Annotated in this window: 23 protein-coding genes and 1 pseudogene; 6 read left to right on the top strand and 18 right to left on the bottom strand. The window is 33.3% G+C overall.

The genetic code is table 11. The annotated features are described in order from the left end of the window. Positions 1 to 222, top strand: a pseudogene (locus BM012_RS26685) (group II intron reverse transcriptase/maturase); the annotation flags it as partial. Between the two features lie 114 nt (positions 223 to 336). On the opposite strand, the gene BM012_RS20485 reads toward BM012_RS26685, so the two are convergent. Continuing rightward, positions 337 to 954 carry a TetR/AcrR family transcriptional regulator gene (locus BM012_RS20485; RefSeq protein WP_061804085.1) on the bottom strand — a complete coding sequence of 206 codons (618 nt, stop codon included), beginning with the start codon at positions 952 to 954 and terminating at the stop codon, positions 337 to 339. Positions 955 to 1,123: 169 nt separating this feature from the next. On the opposite strand from BM012_RS20485, the gene BM012_RS20490 reads away from it, so the two are divergent. Then, a complete protein-coding gene (locus BM012_RS20490) occupies positions 1,124 to 1,462 on the top strand; it encodes a YhgE/Pip domain-containing protein (RefSeq protein ID WP_061804084.1) in 339 nt (112 codons plus the stop codon). Between the two features lie 279 nt (positions 1,463 to 1,741). Here BM012_RS20490 and BM012_RS20495 read toward each other — a convergent pair whose 3' ends face one another. The 17 genes from BM012_RS20495 to BM012_RS20570 all read right to left on the bottom strand — a co-directional run bounded on the left by BM012_RS20495 (position 1,742) and on the right by BM012_RS20570 (position 13,985). Then, positions 1,742 to 2,182 carry a S1 domain-containing RNA-binding protein gene (locus tag BM012_RS20495; protein WP_074842885.1) on the bottom strand — a complete coding sequence of 147 codons (441 nt, stop codon included), beginning with the start codon at positions 2,180 to 2,182 and terminating at the stop codon, positions 1,742 to 1,744. 94 nt (positions 2,183 to 2,276) lie between these two features. Then, complete coding sequence (locus tag BM012_RS27290; RefSeq protein WP_082802561.1) at positions 2,277 to 2,453, bottom strand: TetR/AcrR family transcriptional regulator; 177 nt, start codon at positions 2,451 to 2,453, stop codon at positions 2,277 to 2,279. A gap of 228 nt (positions 2,454 to 2,681) precedes the next feature. Next, positions 2,682 to 3,893 carry a cation:proton antiporter gene (locus tag BM012_RS20505; protein ID WP_061804083.1) on the bottom strand — a complete coding sequence of 404 codons (1,212 nt, stop codon included), beginning with the start codon at positions 3,891 to 3,893 and terminating at the stop codon, positions 2,682 to 2,684. Positions 3,894 to 4,165: 272 nt separating this feature from the next. Continuing rightward, positions 4,166 to 4,681, bottom strand: a complete 516-nt coding sequence (locus BM012_RS27295) for a methyltransferase family protein (RefSeq protein WP_061804082.1) — start codon at positions 4,679 to 4,681, stop codon at positions 4,166 to 4,168. A gap of 1 nt (position 4,682) precedes the next feature. After that, positions 4,683 to 5,138 (bottom strand): SRPBCC family protein, encoded by a 456-nt coding sequence (locus BM012_RS20515; RefSeq protein WP_061804081.1) that lies wholly within the window; start codon positions 5,136 to 5,138, stop codon positions 4,683 to 4,685. Continuing rightward, complete coding sequence (locus tag BM012_RS20520; protein ID WP_061804080.1) at positions 5,122 to 5,367, bottom strand: acyl carrier protein; 246 nt, start codon at positions 5,365 to 5,367, stop codon at positions 5,122 to 5,124. Before BM012_RS20520 ends, BM012_RS20515 begins: the two co-directional genes overlap by 17 nt. Further along, a complete protein-coding gene (gene acpS, locus BM012_RS20525; protein ID WP_061804079.1) occupies positions 5,364 to 5,738 on the bottom strand; it encodes a holo-ACP synthase in 375 nt (124 codons plus the stop codon). Before acpS ends, BM012_RS20520 begins: the two co-directional genes overlap by 4 nt. After that, positions 5,735 to 6,976 (bottom strand): beta-ketoacyl-[acyl-carrier-protein] synthase family protein, encoded by a 1,242-nt coding sequence (locus BM012_RS20530; RefSeq protein WP_061804078.1) that lies wholly within the window; start codon positions 6,974 to 6,976, stop codon positions 5,735 to 5,737. The genes acpS and BM012_RS20530 overlap by 4 nt, the downstream gene beginning before the upstream one ends. 18 nt (positions 6,977 to 6,994) lie before the next feature. Then, positions 6,995 to 8,275 (bottom strand): beta-ketoacyl-[acyl-carrier-protein] synthase family protein, encoded by a 1,281-nt coding sequence (locus BM012_RS20535; RefSeq protein ID WP_082802560.1) that lies wholly within the window; start codon positions 8,273 to 8,275, stop codon positions 6,995 to 6,997. Further along, positions 8,272 to 9,249, bottom strand: a complete 978-nt coding sequence (locus BM012_RS20540; RefSeq protein ID WP_061804076.1) for a class I SAM-dependent methyltransferase — start codon at positions 9,247 to 9,249, stop codon at positions 8,272 to 8,274. Before BM012_RS20540 ends, BM012_RS20535 begins: the two co-directional genes overlap by 4 nt. 13 nt (positions 9,250 to 9,262) lie before the next feature. Next, positions 9,263 to 10,087, bottom strand: coding sequence for a cyclase family protein (locus tag BM012_RS20545; RefSeq protein WP_061804075.1), 825 nt, complete (start codon positions 10,085 to 10,087; stop codon positions 9,263 to 9,265). Then, positions 10,080 to 11,762: an NAD(P)/FAD-dependent oxidoreductase gene (locus tag BM012_RS20550; RefSeq protein ID WP_061804074.1), complete on the bottom strand. Its 1,683-nt coding sequence runs from the start codon at positions 11,760 to 11,762 to the stop codon at positions 10,080 to 10,082. The genes BM012_RS20545 and BM012_RS20550 overlap by 8 nt, the downstream gene beginning before the upstream one ends. Next, a complete protein-coding gene (locus BM012_RS27120) occupies positions 11,755 to 11,880 on the bottom strand; it encodes a hypothetical protein (protein WP_268801468.1) in 126 nt (41 codons plus the stop codon). The genes BM012_RS20550 and BM012_RS27120 overlap by 8 nt, the downstream gene beginning before the upstream one ends. Before the next feature lie 11 nt (positions 11,881 to 11,891). Continuing rightward, complete coding sequence (locus tag BM012_RS20555; RefSeq protein ID WP_061804073.1) at positions 11,892 to 12,911, bottom strand: methyltransferase; 1,020 nt, start codon at positions 12,909 to 12,911, stop codon at positions 11,892 to 11,894. Positions 12,912 to 12,922: 11 nt separating this feature from the next. After that, positions 12,923 to 13,327: a cupin domain-containing protein gene (locus BM012_RS20560; protein WP_061804072.1), complete on the bottom strand. Its 405-nt coding sequence runs from the start codon at positions 13,325 to 13,327 to the stop codon at positions 12,923 to 12,925. A 33-nt stretch (positions 13,328 to 13,360) separates the two neighbouring features. After that, a complete protein-coding gene (locus tag BM012_RS20565) occupies positions 13,361 to 13,783 on the bottom strand; it encodes a sigma factor-like helix-turn-helix DNA-binding protein (RefSeq protein ID WP_061804071.1) in 423 nt (140 codons plus the stop codon). 16 nt (positions 13,784 to 13,799) lie between these two features. Further along, a complete protein-coding gene (locus tag BM012_RS20570) occupies positions 13,800 to 13,985 on the bottom strand; it encodes a helix-turn-helix domain-containing protein (protein WP_061804070.1) in 186 nt (61 codons plus the stop codon). Positions 13,986 to 14,343: 358 nt separating this feature from the next. Here BM012_RS20570 and BM012_RS20575 point away from each other — a divergent pair, with 358 nt between their 5' ends. The 4 genes from BM012_RS20575 to BM012_RS20590 all read left to right on the top strand — a co-directional run bounded on the left by BM012_RS20575 (position 14,344) and on the right by BM012_RS20590 (position 18,191). Continuing rightward, complete coding sequence (locus BM012_RS20575) at positions 14,344 to 14,919, top strand: TetR/AcrR family transcriptional regulator (RefSeq protein ID WP_061804069.1); 576 nt, start codon at positions 14,344 to 14,346, stop codon at positions 14,917 to 14,919. A gap of 62 nt (positions 14,920 to 14,981) precedes the next feature. Beyond that, positions 14,982 to 15,926 carry an ABC transporter ATP-binding protein gene (locus tag BM012_RS20580; protein WP_061804068.1) on the top strand — a complete coding sequence of 315 codons (945 nt, stop codon included), beginning with the start codon at positions 14,982 to 14,984 and terminating at the stop codon, positions 15,924 to 15,926. Further along, complete coding sequence (locus tag BM012_RS20585; protein ID WP_061804067.1) at positions 15,926 to 17,056, top strand: ABC transporter permease; 1,131 nt, start codon at positions 15,926 to 15,928, stop codon at positions 17,054 to 17,056. Before BM012_RS20580 ends, BM012_RS20585 begins: the two co-directional genes overlap by 1 nt. Positions 17,057 to 17,069: 13 nt before the next feature. Then, positions 17,070 to 18,191 (top strand): ABC transporter permease, encoded by a 1,122-nt coding sequence (locus tag BM012_RS20590; RefSeq protein WP_061804066.1) that lies wholly within the window; start codon positions 17,070 to 17,072, stop codon positions 18,189 to 18,191. Positions 18,192 to 18,259: the final 68 nt, after the last annotated feature.

Here is an 18,259-nt window from a genome sequence, read left to right on the forward strand (position 1 = left end):
AGTCCGGACGATCCTTGCCTAAAAGAATATTGGATGCAACGAGACCGCAAGGTCTTTGATGCTGAAAATACTTTTGACAGAATGAAACTCGCTAGAAAGCAAGGATATCGTTGTGCGTTGTGTAAACACACTCTTCAAAATGGGGAAACAATCATTGTTCACTGTTTTAAAAATACTAAAGGGACAATAAATAAGCTCGTACATAAACCTTGTATTAAATAAGTTGTGGTTATTCGGATAAAGGAAGGCTTGAGCCGTATGAGTTGAAAGGCTCACGTACGGTTCTTAGGGGAGTTGGGGGCAGTGATGCCCCCTGCTTACCCGACTTAAGTGAATTTAATTTTTTAAACCAGCTGCAAAGAAGGGGCCATTAATTGTCATGGTTGAAAGGATTTCAGCCATTTCTGAAGGAGATTCTCTTCCATCGTCCTGTAACCACTGTTGAATAACGCCTAAATGGGCCGAGGCGATATAAGAAGATAAGTAATCTACGGGAACCCGTAGACTTCCCTGTTTAATAAGTAAATCCTCATGGCTTTCGAATAATTCTTTCCACATAAAGTTCTTTAGAGTCGTTTGGAACGATGGATCCCCTTTTGTCCCCAACATCGCTTTCATCACTCTTCGATGCTGATGAAGATACTCGAATACCGAAATGGTAAAGGAAAAAGGTGGAGTCGTTGAAGGTATGGGTTCCCCTTTTGCCAGTATATTCACAACACCTTTCTTTACAATACTAGCCATGTTATACATAATCTCTTGCTGGCATTTGGTCATAAGATCATATTTATCTTGATAATGTAAGTAAAAGGTACCTCGATTAATATTAGCTCTCGTCGTAATATCCTTAACTGTAATAGATTCAAATCCCTTTTCCTCTATAAGTTCAGTTAATGCATCTACTATAAGGGCTTTAGTACGAACCACTCGTAAATCCATATTTAAATCTCTCAACTTTTCTCCTCCTAGATTTTAATCAACAGATATTTACCATGTGTTCAATGTGCATCATATCTGTTATTTCTGTTTATTGAATAAGAAGATATCTAAACTTATAATTAAAATTGCAAGTAAATCAACATCGTGTTCATTACAGTTTAAATTAGGAGGAAGGTATATTCATTTGTTTAAAAATAAACTGCTTTTTATTTCGCCTTTAGTTGTACTCCTAGCCATTACCCTATTTGGATTAACCCTTATCCCTTCAGTTCAACAGAATCCGGAGAACTTACCCATTGCATTGGGCAATGAGGATATAGACGTTATCATTCCTCAACAAGGTAAAGTTAATATGAGGGAGACCATTACTAATATGGTGAAGGAACAGACCACTTCTACGGATGGGGAAGAACCGGTTGTTAAGTGGATAAATGTTAATAGTGAGGAAGAGGTATTGAAGGGACTAGATAATCAGGAATACTATGGAGCCCTTATTATCCCTAAAGGATTTAGTCAAAAATAATCCTCCTTAATGACTCCCAAACCAGAGAAGCCTGAAATCATTGTCTTTATCAACCAAGGAATGAATCCTATGGAAGCTACATTAACAAGATAAATATTAGATGGAATGGGAGATAATCTAAACAATGGAGTACAAACCCAAATCCTAAAGGGATTGGAAAAACAAGACGTTTCGTTAAAGGCCGATCAAATCGACTTATTGACAGAGCCAGTACAGGTCAATGTAAAAAATGTGAACGAGGTGGGCACAGAAAGTATCTATATCCTGAAGTAGTAAAGTTTATCCGCGTCTTCCTCCTCTACTACCTCGTTTTGTTACAGTACTACGTTTGAGCGTGGATAAATTTTCTTCACTATCTTTTAAGAAACGCGCCATTTTTTGTTCAAAGTTATCCTTTGGTTGGAAATTGCTTTTTGAACGAAAGTCTTTGGAACGGTTATCATTACTTCTTGTCTGACGTGGTAGGCGTTGGGTATAAGAAGAAGGTTTTCTCTCAGGTTTATCTATAGCTTTTTTAATGGATAATCCAATTTTTCCGTCTTTCTCGTTCACAACTTTCACTTCAATTTCTTGACCAACTTTAAGGTGGTCGTTAATGTCTTTTACATAGCTGTCAGCTACCTCACTGATATGTACAAGGCCTGTTTGACCTCCAGATAATTCTACAAATGCTCCAAAATTAGTGATGCCTGTTACTTTATCTCGTCTCTGGAAAAAGATTTTTTTCTCTCAACCCAACTACAATTAAATTCTCATTTTCCTTTAAGATTTGCTGATATAATCTAGAGAACATCAATAAATCTTCTTCCAAATCCTATTTTACTCTCTCTCTTATAGCTGTCGAAAAGGCTGAAATATATGAGAATTGTTCAAAAGCAGATATTAAAATTCCTTTCTTATTCTTAAAATGTCGAAATAATGTTGTTTCATTTACTCCGGCTTCATTTGGAATTTCACATGTAGTTGTCCCCTTAAAACCTTTCTTCTTCATTAATTCTAAAGTTTTTTTAATATTCTCCCACGTGTACTAAGATAATTCATTATGATTCAACACCTTCTTTAGAATCTTGCATATCGTTAGTTTATAGGGGATTCCTTTCTTATTTTTGGGAAAGAGAAGCATACAAAATATGTAAATTTTACTGCTAGTTAGAAGAGGTAACCCTTGATTGATTTGGGATTTGTTTGTCTAAGAAAAAGGATTTAGGTGTTAAGTTCATTATTTTACTTTTTTCTCATTACCTACGGCATTATTTTTATATATTTGTAAGACTTGCCTCCTTCTGCCCATTTTACCTTCCGATTGAATGATATATTTAGTAAGAGGTGGGGAAATCAATGTTGTAATAACCACTATTATGATAGTTGAAGTGAAGTAATCCGGCGTTAGTAGTGAATTCTGAATTCCAGCAGAGGCTATTACTAATCCTACTCCCCCTTTAGATATCATTCCAGATCCAATAAGTAGAGAAGATTTTGTAGGTAATCCTGTCAACCTAGATCCCCATGCCCCACTTATCAGCTTAGTTAAAATAGCAACTAGAGAAAATGTTGTTATAAATATTAATTGATCATCAATGTTCTTAAAAGATATATTTAATCCTATACTAATGAAAAAGACGGGTACAAATATGGAGTATGCAACCGGTTCGACTTTACTTACAATTGTATATTTATGATTAGTCTGTGAAATGGCAAGGCCAGCAGCAAAGGCACCTATAATTCCAGACATTTCCATGAGGTTTGCGAAATAGACGTAACTAAAACAAATTGCTAATCCTATAGAGACTAAAGGTTCTGAAACCTTTAATTTCATCATCACGTTTAAGGTTTTTGGTACTATAAACCAACCTACTAATATGATCACAATGAAGAACATCATCTTCTTAACAATAAGGTCAGTTAGAGAAATATCTTTATCTGTTCCAAATAAACTAATTAAGATAGCTAATAATACAACAACGATTATTGCATCTATTACAGCAGCGCCTAGAATAATATTACCTTCTTTAGAGTTTAGTTTATTTAAATCCTTAAGCACTTGCACAGTGATACTTACAGATGTTACGCATAGTAGGACACCCATAAATAATGAAGAAGTTCTATCTAAATTAAATAATTCCCCTAATCCTACTCCCCCGATAAAAGGGAACAGGATTCCCAGTATAGCTACCATAAGTATGGATTTCCAATTCTTTTTAAGTTGGAGTAAATTTGTTTCCAAACCTGCTATAAACATAAGTAGTAAGACACCAATTTCAGAGAAATAGTAGATAAATTGATCATTTTGAATCCAATCTAAAGCCGCAGGACCTAACAAAATTCCGACAATTAACTTTCCTAAGACAGCTGGTTGTCCCAAACGAACCGATAAATGACCGGATAATTTCGTCAAAATTAATATCAAAGCTAGGGATAAAATAAACGTCATATGCTAGGAATCCCCCTCACTATCCTGAGTAAAGCCTAAGTTTTTTTATAAAGTATAGGAGGTGTGAATTCTTTAAAGAATTCACACCTCCTCTTTTCCTAATACTAATGTTTTCCCAAATAGTTAATCTTCGGGTACTGTACATAAATAAATGATTTTTATATAAATATCTTTTGTAATCTATCCTTAATTAGAAGGGCCGTAGATAATATGATTAGAGGTATAGATACCTTTCTATTCGTGATAAGAGAGTGATCTATAGAAATAGAATATTAAAGGTTTCTTTTGTAATTATGCTGTTTGTGATAGGAATAGTTAAGACTAATCCACCTAGGTGTCCTACGAAAATAATCATCGTACTCCTTGCCAAATTTCCGTCTTAGGCTCGGTTCTTCAATCTTTATAATTAAAAATATTGATACGATTAGAAATACAACTGTCCAAATTAGAATACCAATAGATTTAAAAAACAGTCCTTCACCTAAAAGGATAGATAGGAATCCTAAAGTCATGGGATTCCTACAATACCTATATGGTCCGTAGACAGCTAATTTCTCAGGTGGTTTATCCCATAAGGGGGTATCTAAATGACCGTAAATTATCCTAGCACTCACTATTACATTAAGGATGCCAAAGATCATAAAGCCTAAACCGGCTGAATTTGCTAGGAAAGCCCATGGAAAACGATTAATTGGCATATTAATAGGTATTAAGATATAAAATAGATAAGGGATACATAAACCGAAAAAGCTAGGAATCAGAAAATTTATTATCTTGCTCTTTCTCATATTATTTAACGAGAGAATGCATATTCTCTTCAATAATTTTTTTAATATTTTCTTGATTGATTTTAGTACTTCTATCCATTTTCTCTGTCACTTTATCTAATGGTTCCCTAAAGCCAGGATCAAGTTCAAAATCTTGCACCCAGGTCATTAAAGTACCTTCCGGATGGTGTTCATAATACCAAGTTAAATGCATATAAAGAAAAGGGAACATTGGTTCAATGCGTTGCGCAATCGCTGTGTATTCTTTATGATCTAATAATCTATATGATTTCCAAGTACTATTTCCCTTACCTAACTCAAATACAATCTTTGTAAATCTACCTTCTTTTTCAATATTCAAAATCTTATTGTCGTGATAATCACTGAATAGCTCATTCCATTTGCTAATATCATTTGTAATATTGAACACTTTTTCAATATCTTCTCGTATTATAATGCTATTATTTATTCTTGGCATAGGTATCCTCTCCCTTAAGTTCTACTAGATCATATAAATCCCTTAAGTTATCCAATGCTTTAAGTTCTTCTAGAGTTAGGACAATATTTAATTTATCTTTAATTTGAAAAGCTAGTTCTACTAATTCTGTTGAGTCGATTCCTAAATCATTAATTAAAGAAAAGTCATCATTTAAATCTTGAGTTTCAAAACCGATTTGTAGCATAATATTATTTATTTCTGTTCTCATTGATATCCTCCTATATTCATAGCAATAGCAGTTGCTAGGTTTTTATCATGCGAAATACTACATCTCCATTGCAGATGGGAAAAAGAATTAGCTGCTTTTCCCTTAAGATTTATCACTGGTTCTTTTGCATGACCCCTCAAAATTTCAATATCTTTCAAACTGAAAATTTGTGTGTTAGGTAAAGCCTTAATTACAGCCTCCTTTAAGGCGTAACGGCCAGCAAGTGAATTCCAATTAAAGTCCTGAGTTTTAGACTTTGTTAAATTAAGTTCTTCTTGTGTAAAAATCATTTGTAGAGGTCGTATACCCCATCTTTCATATAGTGTTTTAATCCTTTCAACATCTACTAAATCTATACCAATCCCGTTCAAGAACTAGCCCCCCCTATAACGAAACTTAGATTGTTTCCGCCCATACCTCTTGAAATGACAAGAGCGTTGCTAATATCTTGTTTGTATGGTTGTTCGGTTACGAAATTCAAATCATCAAATCCATAAGCTGGTGTATCCAAGTTTATAATTGGTGGGATAAGACTTTTTTCGATAGATAATAAGGAAAGCATAATGTCAGTTACAGCAGCAGCACCTAAAAGATGACCAAAGGAAGCCTTAGGACAGGTTAAAATCGGTTTATCGCCGTCCTTAAAGACCTCTCTATATGCATAAATCTCAGTTGCATCCTCTGAAGGAATTCCCGTTCCATGTAAGAATAGTAGGTTTACTTCTTCTGGAAAAATTGAAGCTCGATCAATTGATTGTTGCATTGCTCTTGCAAGTTTTTGACCATCCGGACGATGAGTGTAATATGGATAATAGGCATCATTTGTAACACCCCATCCTTTTATTTCTCCATAGATTTTAGCGTTTCTATCCTGAGCGTGACTTAGTCTTTCAAGAACTAGGAAAGTACTACCCTCCCCTAAAACCATTCCACTATGTTCCTCAGAAAAAGGTTTATACGTCTCCGAGGGTTCATTTTTATTAGATGACAAATAACCACTAGATTCGCAACATAACCACCCATAAGGGGATAAGGGTGCTTCTGTTCCGCCCACTAGTACAATATCTGCTTCATCCCTATTCAATGTACTAATTGCATCCTGAAGTGCATATGCGCTACTCGCTCTATCCGCAACAAATGTTCGAGCTTTTCCTTTAATGTTTTGAGCAATACTTATATATCCTTGGGCTGAGGTTGGGAACCATGCCGTAGCTTGATAAGGACTTACATACTCTTCGCCCTTCGCCCATAAATTCCTTAATTCCCTTTCTGCAAATTCCCATCCTCCTAAAACATTTCCTACCATAAGGGAAAGCCTATTGGGTTCAAAGTTCCCTGTATTTATTTGAGCATCGTCTAAGGCCATCTGTACGGCTGCTAGAGCTAATTGCGTAAAACGATCAGTCTTTTTTACAAGTCTTTTAGAAATATAATCTGTAGGTACAAAATCTTTGATTTCTCCAGCAACATTTGCCTTATATTTTGAGGAATCAAATCGGGTAATGAAATCAATGTATGATTCATCTTTCAATACATTATCGAAAGTATTATCCGCACCAATTCCAGCTGGATTGAGGGTTCCTATCCCGGTAACAACTATATTGTCCATTTTTCTACTACCGCCTCTCTAAAAACTCTCTAGAATAATAGCTGAGTGTAAACCCGAAAAGCCACTAGCAATACTTAAAATATTTTTTAGTTCTTTCTTTCTAGACACATTAGGAATATAATCTAGATCACATTCCTCATCTTTTGAGTTGTAATTAATAGTAGGATGTAAGGTGTTATCTTCTAGACTTTTTAAAGAAGCTATAATTTCTAGAGCGCTAGCAGCAGATAAGGGATGTCCAGTCATTGACTTAGTAGAACTAACTGGTATTGAATAAGCTAATTCTCCAAAAACTTTTTTTATTGCCTTCGTTTCACATCTATCATTTTGGGGGGTAGAACTACCATGTCCATTTATATAATCAATATCTACTGGTTTTAAGTTTGCATGACTTAGGGCGTTTTCAATAGCTCTTGCTAAATCTTCTCCGTCACTTACTAAATCTGTCATATGTAGAGCATTACTAGTATTACTAAACCCTGTAATATAGCCATAAATTTTTGCTCCACGTCTTTTAGCATGGTCTTCATCCTCTAAGATAATGATACCGGCCCCTTCGGAAAGGACAAATCCATCGCGGTCGCGGTCATAAGGTCTAGAAGCCTTAGAAGGATTATGATTGTTTCTTGTGGAAAGACAATTTATAACATCAAAAGCCCCATAAGAAATAGGTGTAATAGGCGCTTCGGACGCACCAGCTATCATGACATCTATATCTCCATTTAAAATTTGTTCATATGCATAGCCAATTGCGTCAATACCCCCAATACAACCTGTAGAGAGAGTAGTACATGGACCTTCAGCTCCAATAAGAGAAGCAATAATTTTAGATGGGGTATTAGACATTGATGATAAATATAGGTTGGGGGATCCCTTAGAAGGATCTATTTCCTCTGTACCGTTGTTCGTAACCTCCACAAATACCTCTTCCATATGTTTTGTTCCGCAAATAGCCGTGGATAACGATACACCGACACGTTCAGTATTAAAATCACTACTTCTATTTGTTAAGTTACTATTATTTTTAGCTAATTCTGCAGCTAAAACAGCAAATTGAATATAGCGATCTAATGACTTAATATCACTAGGGATCCGTGATAAATCATTTAGGGAGAAATTTTCAACTTCTATAGAGACATTAGCATTAAAGTTATTTATATCTTGGAATAGGCGGGATGATTCAATATCCTTTAGATTCTTAGCTTTTGTATAACCTAGTTTTAGGTTATTCCAGTAGTTATCAACTCCTATTCCAAGTGGACTTACTACTCCCATTCCTGTAATAGCTACTTTTCTCAATATTTCTCACTCCTTGCAATGAGTATTGGATAGGGTTTTGTATCAAAAATATTTTCAATTTGCAAACCTACATCCTCTAGAAGGGAACATGCTTCATTTATAGTTAATACTCCACCATTACAAGTATTAACTAACATGCTCAAATCCAATAAATTCGCAATAGATGGCTTATCCTCCCTATCAATATGAAAGACATCGTATATAATTATTTTTCCATTGTCTTTTAAGTATCTTTGTAATGAACCTAATAATGTTTTTGAGTATTCTTTATCATAAAAACGTAAGAAATTTGATAGAATAATGTAGTCATATTTATCATTAATCTTACAAATAAATTTAATATTATCTTTATGATTTCTATAGTTAGTCTTCATTCGCTCGTTAAAAGCTTCTCTATATTCCTCGTGATCAAATGCATCAATAACAGCTTCACTATATTTTCTAGAAAGGGCATATGTCCATTCACCTTCACCGCAATGATAATCAAGGATTCTTGTGTTATCAAAATTACAGGGAAGTGTAGAGAGAAGTCTTTCTACAAGTGGGGAAGCTAGGTTATAGCTCTTTTTCTTCATATGTAATAGGAGATGACTATTATCATTTCGTTCATTCTTTAACATAATGGTATCTAAAGCACCCCAACTATCCCATTGTTTAAAGACTAATGTTAAGTGTTCCCCTATATAATCTTTACTTGATGAACAAAGATATTTTGAAGTATTTAAATATATATCACTTTTCTTAGATAGTAATCCCATATATACTAAGGCTTCTAATAATTTTTTGACATTCTCCTTCTTAATAGACGTTATTTCTGAAATAGCTTCAACTTGATTTTTGCAAGTTGACTCCACAATATCAAAGAGATTAAGTTTAAGAGAGAAATCTAAGATTTTACTTTTTACGAATCCATAGTTTAGATCAAGTAAATCTTTCAAGTTAATATCTTTCGTTGTTGAATTAACTTTTTCCATATTTTAATTCCCTTCATGTTATAGCTATTGCCCTGATCCAGCTTGCTCCTACATCCTTGATCGAGATTGGTAAACAGGAAACCTTGAAACCATGAGATACTGGAATGTTTCTAAGATTTGCTAACCTCTCAATATGCAAGTAATGTCTCTTTCTACCTAGCATATGGCTAGGCCATAAATTACTAGAGTCTTTATTTACTAAGTAGCTAGTCGCCATTTGCATAAAGGGGAGATCAAACCCATTAGTATCTATTCCTATAATTTTAATTCCTTGGTCAATCAACCATTCAGTTGCTTCTCTAGACATTCCAGGATGCTCAGTAAAGTATTCTTTTTTAGGCCAATATTTATCGAAATCTGTTCTTATAAGTACTATGTCAAATGGCTTTAGCGTATAATTAATAGAAGATAACGCAGTTCTTATATCTTTCTCTGTTATAAGTGTATTATGAATTTTATGTGTTAAATCAAGTACTACTCCATCGGAGATAAACCAGTCTAGGGGTAGTTCATGTATAAATGGTGCTCTTTCTCCTTCACAATATGGGCCAAAATGGAAAGGGGCATCAATATGTGTACCACAATGTACAGATAGAGACAGAAATTCATTACTTAAAAACATATTGTCAGGGAAGCTACTATTTTTTAGTAGCTTCCTATGTTTAAGATACTTAGGGATTCGACTAATTTTTTCTATAATAGAAGATCTTTTCGGGAAAAAGACCTTTTTCCAAACTAAATTTCCACCTTCGCTGTGCTCAACTTGTTTTTTTTTAACAAATGTAGGGTCTGGAACTTTATCATCAATAGGCAAACTTAAATCAATGATATTAGACATTTGTGGCACCTAATACTCGATTATTTAATGTAATTAATCCATAATTATGACAAAGCTTTAACCAGCGAACTAATTCTGATTCACTTATTTCACTTTGAAGCTTCTCTGATAGAATCATTTTCAATTCTGTCACACTTAGTCTATCTAATTTTAATGACTCTACTAAATTTTCTAACAAAGGAGATAACTGAATAATATCTCCGAATGGATTCTTTAGCACACGTTTTTTATTCATCTTATTTGCATTTGGTATTACAGGAACGAAATACTCATTTTTAATTTCAACTCTATTGTCTAGTTCAATTACTGTTTCAGAATTGATAGTTGTATTGTCTTTTCCTTCGTCCCTTAGGTTTTGGTTTATATGGTCAAATACCATAAACATTGTTTCTTCGTTAAAGGTAGTATGAGTACTTCCAATTTTTTTTCGTTTTTCCATAAAATTATTAATTACTTTTTCAGTGTCTTTCTGGTTTAGTCCAGAAATTAAGCTAATAAAGGCTTGTCGATCTCCGGTTTGGTCTACCTTTTCATGTGCAAGCTTAGGTTGTACTAGATTTCGGGCTCCCGAAAAATAATCTTCCTTAGATTTCTTCTGAGTATCATACATGTTATTGCACAATGCAGTAAAGGTGTTATAATTTCGTATATACATTTCTTCATATCGTTTAAAAACATCATTCTCTATATTAGGTTCATCTAATAGGGTATTTAAAGCATATGCCCCCATCATTCCATTAGAAGTAGCCAACATTACACCGGATGAGAGGATAGGATCTACAAAACATGCAGCATCTCCCACCATAAGCCATCCTTCACCAAATAAATTTGTATTACGGTAGGAATAGTCTTTAGTAACTTTAATATTGGCCACTTGTTTCGCATTTTCTAATAGTGAAGGTAAAGTATCAGATGAGTTAATAGCATCTAAATAGAATTTTTCAAATCCTTTTTCCCTTAATACTTTGCGACCCGATGGAGTCACAATGGCGCCTACACTGATTAGGTTATTATCAAAGTCAAGTGGGATATACCAGAACCAACCGTGTTCGAACGTGATGTAGATGACATTTCCTTTATCATGTCCTTCTAATTGTTTGCCATTTTCCCAATAAGACCATACTGCTACATTTTTAAAGTCTGGGTTATATTCTATACTTTTGAGTTTTTTACCTAAAAATTTATCTTGGCCACTTGCATCTACTACATATTTAGCTTTAGCTTCGTAAGTTTGACCACCATTTTCATATATAACACCAGTAGCCCGATTTTCTTCAAATATAATTTCTTTAACTACGGATTGCTCTTTAACTTTTGCACCTTTTTCCTTTGCATTGTCCAACAAGATTTTATCAAAAACATCTCTTTTTACTTGTCTAGCAGCTGGTAAGCCATTTACTTCACCAAAATATACTGTCCAAGGTGTTCTATCTTTTCCCCAAATAAAGGTTCCTCCTGGTTTGGGGACAAAAGATGTGTTTCTTATCTTTTCACTAACTCCTAGCCTATCGAATACTTTCCAGTTAGCAGGTAAGAGAGACTCACCTATGTGTTCGCGAGGGAACTTTTCTTTCTCAAGTAATAAAACATTTCTCCCCCAACTAGATAATAGGGTGGAGATACTGGAACCGGCAGGTCCGCCTCCAATGACAATTACATCATAAGTTTCAGCCATTTGCTGACTCTACCTCCATCTCTTGACTTTCAGTCTCGTTTTCTGGCTCTATAACAACATGTGGTAAACCAAAATCGTTTAATATAACTAGGTGAAATTCCGGTTCTTTATTTCCCATTATTTACCCTCCTATTTATACATTTCAATTACTGAGGAGATAGGTGATACTTTCTTTAGGATAATGTCTTTAAAACCAAGTTCATTAATCCAATCTAGTATGGTTTGTTCACCATGAACTTCTCCTTCTGCTGTATTAGCTAATAAGATTAAATTAAATAGATAAGGAAAAGTTGTTTCAGCTCTTTCTGGAAGATGAGCATGCATAATTAATTTTCCACCTTCAGGTAATAGAGTGTGGATTTTTTTTAATATTTTGAATGCTTTGTCCCTTCCATATCCATCTAGTACATGTGATAGTAAAACAGTATCTATATTTTCAGGTAGACTAATATTAAAGATGTCACCTTCAATAAATGTAATTTGATTTTCAAGATTTTGGTCTTTAACAAATTCTTTAGCAACTTCACAAGTAGCTCCATAATCAACTGCAGTAATTTTCACATGAGGATTTTGCTTAGCATATTCAATAGAATATGCTGCTGACCCACATCCCATATCTAAAAGGTGCTGACCCTTTATACTACTATTAGCTACTAAAGATTTAGCTTGAACGACTGAACTAGCATGCATAGCCTTAATAAAAGTGCGAGTCCCTTGACGATCCTCATTAGCCCCTGCACCTTCATTGGCATAACCGTCTTTTTTTACTCTACCGGTAATAGAAGTATTATTTATTAAAGCTTCCTCCAACTTAACAAAGTTATTATAATGTACTTCTTGATGCTTTGCTAAATTCCCCATATATCCGGGTTTACCTTCAACTAAAAAAGCTGATGCAAGTGAACTGTTATGAATTAGTCCATTATTCTTATGAAGCAGTCCAATTCCGAGACATGATTGAACAAGGATTCTAGTTGGACGAGGTTGCAAATTTAAAATTTTACCAATTTCTTCAATGCTTTTTGGTTTTTTATCAAGTAGTGTGAATAATCCGAAATTTATACCTGTAAATATAGCTTTGGATGAAATAAATCCAGTAATAAGTTTATGAACTTCTGTAGGGTTTAGTTTTTCTGCTGTACTATTCAACAATCTGCCTCCTATTTATTAGACGTATATTCATAAGGTTTTTCACTTAAGAAATAGTTATGAATAGGTGGTCGCTCAGTTGGGGCCACTACAATAAATTTGCATTCTTCTCCTTCACTTGTAGTAAATCCGTGAGGTTCATTTCTAGGAATGAAAACGACATCACCCTTTTCAATTTTTACATTCTTATCTTCTTTAGGTAATTGCAATTGGCAAGATCCTTCTAATACAACAATCTCATGTTCCCAATCATGGTAATGGGGAGGAGTAGAACCTTGGGGTTCGATATGAAATAATGTCATGACAAATCGGTCTGCTCCGTCTGGCGTATCAATTAAACGTTTTAAGGTTGTTTGTTTAGCTCCTGGTTCACGTACAATATCAGGTTGAATATTTTTAATACTTCTTTTAATCATTTTTCATCCTCCTAAGTTTTTGTTTACATATAATTAAAAGACATTGTTTAAGTTAAAAGTCTCACGATCTTCCAAAAAATTTCTAATTTTATTAAATGCCTGGTTTTTAATTCGAAATATACTACTTCTAGCCATATCCATTTCTTGTGCAATTTCTTGGATCTTTTTATCTTCCCAATAAATTTTTTTAATGATTTGATATTCTAAAGGTTTTAGTTCCTTCATAATCTGTTCTATAGTGGTTTTAAGAACAACGTATTCTTCCATGTTAGTGTGCTTTGTTTCAGCAATACTATAAACAAAGTCCTCGTTATCTTCCCTACTCTTACACTTATTTAAAGTATTTTGTTCATAATAGTTCCTGGATCTGTAATATTTTTGTAAGCGTGATCGTTTTCCTTTTAGATTCATAATGATATACTTTGTGAATTGTCTCTCAGTACTAGTATTCAACATGGATATCTATCCCTTCTTATTGTCTAACTTCAAATTTATCTATTGCTTTTAAGAAAACTATACTTAATTCTTGAATGGCATCTTCTAGTTCCATATGGGTTAGTGTTCTTGCATATTTAATAATTAGGGGATGAAATCTTTCTATTAATTTCTGTTTACTATCCTCTTGTCCATTTAGTGCCTCTAATATTAAATGTTCCATTAATACTCACCTTTCAACAATTAATTAGGGATATGTTTCTATAAATAACAAAGCACAAGATTTAAAAGAAAATTTTATTAATTAATTGATTAATTATACCTACGTAACTCATAATAAACAAAAAAATTACATATAACAACATTTTTTGCATAATATGTATGTATAGGTATTATGACCTAACGTGATTGTTTATATCTATGTTGCTTGATAGTGTGTAGATCTATTTGACTAACCCTAAACATAAGTTTCTAGTTCCAATGTAAGCGGTTAATATAACAATAGAAAAAATTGACTTATATTCTATATTTTTTTATAATTAATTGAACGATTAATTAAAGAGTTAATGGGAGGATATAGAATGACTAAAACTAAATATACAGAGAAAAGAGATTTACTTATAGAGGCAGGTTTACGAGTGTTTTCGAGGAAGGGGTTCTCTGGTAGTACCATAAAGGATATAGCTCAGGAAGCTGGTGTTACGAGTGGTTTAATCTATCATTACTTCGATAATAAAGAAGATTTACTTTGGGGAATTATAGAAGAACATACCCTAAATCATAAACTTTATAATATTATAAAGTTTTCTACTGAAGACCTAACTATTGATGAACTATTAAAAAATATTTTAACAGCTGTTTTTAACTTTTTAAAAGAGAAACCATATTTCATTTCAATGTTTTTAGGAGAGGCTCAAAGAAACCCTAAAATTAGAAAACGTTTGATAAACCTTATTCGAGAAGCAACCGAAGGATTGAGTTATTTTATTTCAAACAAATACAAACTTGATTTTCACTATGTAGAGGTAGCAGTTAGAAATACACTTACTGCATCATTTATGCATCATTTACTTTATATGGAGGGTGATAACCCAGTTATTAATGAAGAAAGATATATACAAAATACTATCCAACAACTTAGTAAGGTTCTAAACTAATTTTTTTAAAATAGAATTAATTGAACAATTAATTAATTTTTATAAAAGAAAGGAGCATACTTATGTGTGGAATAGCTATTAAATGTATAGGGATTACGAAGAATTTTGGAAACTTTAAAGCACTTGATAATATCAACTTAGAGATACAGGGAGGTGAAATATTTGGGTTGTTAGGACCTAATGGTTCAGGGAAAACTACATTGATTAATAGTATAACTGGACTATCTCGGCCGACTCAAGGTAACTCATATATTTATGGAATTGATAGCGTAGCAAATACAAATAAAGCAAGAGAACTTCTAGGTATGGTTCCTCAAGAAACAGCTATTTATATGAAATTGACAGGATATGAAAATTTAGCATTTCATGCTGATTATTATAATGTTTCTAAGAAAGTTAAAGAACAGAGGATTAAAGAAGTATTAGACATTGTACAGCTTTACGACCGTCGCAATGACAGAGCAGGAAATTACTCCGGAGGGATGAAGAGAAGACTTCTACTTGCTAGAGCGATGCTTACAAATCCTAATATTATTATTATGGATGAACCTACATTGGGAGTAGATGTGCAAGCTAGAAACGCTATCTGGAACCAAATATTAGAATTGAAGATGCAAGGAAAAACAATACTTTTAACGACTAATGTTATGGAGGAAGCAGAATATCTTTGTGATCGTCTTGCCATTATAGATCGAGGAAAACTAATTGAAATGGATACTCCTTCTAATTTAAAGGAGAAAGTTGGGGAGGGTATCATCGAATTAGAAGTATCCCCTCATCAGAAATCACTAGCCGAATCTTTTAACTGTTTTAAATCAGTTAAGAAAGTTGAAGACAAAAATCCCCAATATCTTCTAACGCTTCTAAATGAAGAAAAAGAAGATATTATTCCTGATATTATCTCGGTTGTAAGCGAAAATAATTTAAAAATTTTAAAAATATCAATGAGAGAACCAAGCTTAAATGATGTCTTTTTACATTTCACTGGAAGGAAGTTGAGAGACTAATGAGAGTAATATGGTCAATAATAAAAAAGGATACCAGACTGATGTTACGTGAACCCTTTTACATAGGGATATCCATTGTTCTCCCTATAATGTTTTACATTTTTTTTAGTATCATTACTTCGGGAAGTGCGACAGTTCCTATTGCTCTTGTGGACAATGCTAACAACGCTAACTCTAAAGAGTTTACTTCATTATTTAGTGAGAAACTTGATGATAAGAGAGATTTGGAAGCATCTTATTGGGAGATAGTGTCTACAGACGCTAAAGAGTCTATGAATATGTTTAATAATAGAGAAGTAATGTCTGTTGTAATTATACCGGAAAGATTTGACGAAAACTCCAAGGTTACTATGAAAACTCATAACGTGAATAGTGATTATACTAAAAACTATCAATTAAGATTAGATGAGCTTATAAATTATTATAATCACAATAAATTCGATGCTGATAAGCAAATATCAATAAAAGAACAATCTTGGGTTTCAAAAGATATACCTATGTTAACGTATATGGCATCTAGTCTCCTAGTGTTCGCCTTTCTCTACGGAGGGATGGTTAATACAGGAGTCTTAATTGCAAGGGAATGGGAAGAGGATACTGTTAAAGAACTACTTTTATCCCCTGTATCTAAAACTTATCTTGTAATAGGTAAGATGCTTTCAGGTTTAATACCTACATTTATCAGTGGAGGTATTATCTATCTACTAATTTACTTAATTCAGGGATTTAAACCTACCGGAAGTTTATTATTAATATCTTTGTTAGTATTAATAACGGCCCTTTTAGGTGTAGGTATAGGGGTCTTAATTGGTTCCCTTACTAAGAGAATTTTGCCTACAATTCAAATCAATATAATTATTGCAGTAGTGTCCCTAATTATAGGAGGAGGATTTAGTCCTCTAGATGGTTTAGCTTGGGGGGGAATATCTCAATATGTATACTATTTCTCTAAGATTTTACCACCTTATTATGCATTTAAAGCTGGCCATTTAATTATGAACACTGAGTTTTTAGATAACTTCTTTATGTATCTACTAATTGTATTTGGCTCGAGCTTAGTAATAATATTTTTAGCTTCCTTATATCTCAGCAAAGGACTTAAACAAGCGCCTAGACCTAAAGTTTATTAAAGGAGTGACAAAAGTGATTAAACTAAATGTGATATTAGGGCTAATAAAGAAGGATTTAAAGGTCACTAGACGTGATCCTGTAACCTTTACTGCAGCTTGTATGGCCCCCTTAATTTTATTATTTATTTCTGTAATATTATTTAGTGGGGATGGAGATAAATGGCCAATTGGTCTAGTTGTTGAGTCAGAAGGACCGTATTCTCAAGAGTTAGTAGAAGAAATACAGTCTGCAAAATCTAATATCTCACCTTATTTTGCTATAATCACTATGGATAAAGATAAGGCTAATGAGTTAGCACATAAAGGAAGACTTACCATGGTGATTAACATTCCAGAGGATTTTGATGAAAAGTTTGCCAAGAGTAATTCACCAAGTATAAAAACATATCAGTATAATGTAAATACTGATATGTCAAAAAATACAAGATTAAGGCTTGAACATGTCCTAAGAAATTTTCAGGATAAATATGCAGGAGAAAGTATTAAGAATGATTTAGTATCGCCGGAATTTCAGACAACATTTTCGGATGATACACCTCGAAAAACATATATAGCTTTAGGCGTTCTTATATTCTCCCTTATGTTTGGTGGGGTTGTATTTGGATCCTCTATTGTAGTTCAGGAATGGGAAGAAACAACTATAAAAGAGGTACTTTTATCGCCTACTTCAAAATGGAATTTCATTATATCAAAGTTACTTTCATCTAGTTTACTCTCTCTAACAATATTCTTCATTTTATTGTTAATTAATATTTTTATATTTAATTTGCACATAGAGAGCCACATAGCTGAACTTATCGTTCTTATTTTAATAGTAGTTATTTCAAGCTCGGCTGTTGGGATTCTTCTAGGATTATTAGTAAAGACAAACAGGATTACTTTACCAATTTCAATTATATTGTCATTTGCCTTCTTCTTTGTTTCAGGAGGATTCAGCAGTGTTGCTACTTTACCTGAATTAGCCAGAAATTTAAATATTATTATCCCCCCTTCCTATGTATATGAATCAATTCAAGATATTATCTTATTTCATGTCGTTGGATGGAATTATGTAAACTCATTAATTATTTGGATTATACTCCTTATAATAGCTTTACCAGCTTCATATATATCCTTTACGAAGAGTAAAATTTAAAGAGTAGTTTTATCTATACTTCAAATGGATCCAGATGATATGAAATTTCCCTCACTAAAGCAGTCTGC

Origin of the sequence: Priestia endophytica DSM 13796, assembly GCF_900115845.1 — a bacterium.
Classification (GTDB): domain Bacteria; phylum Bacillota; class Bacilli; order Bacillales; family Bacillaceae_H; genus Bacillus_I; species Bacillus_I endophytica.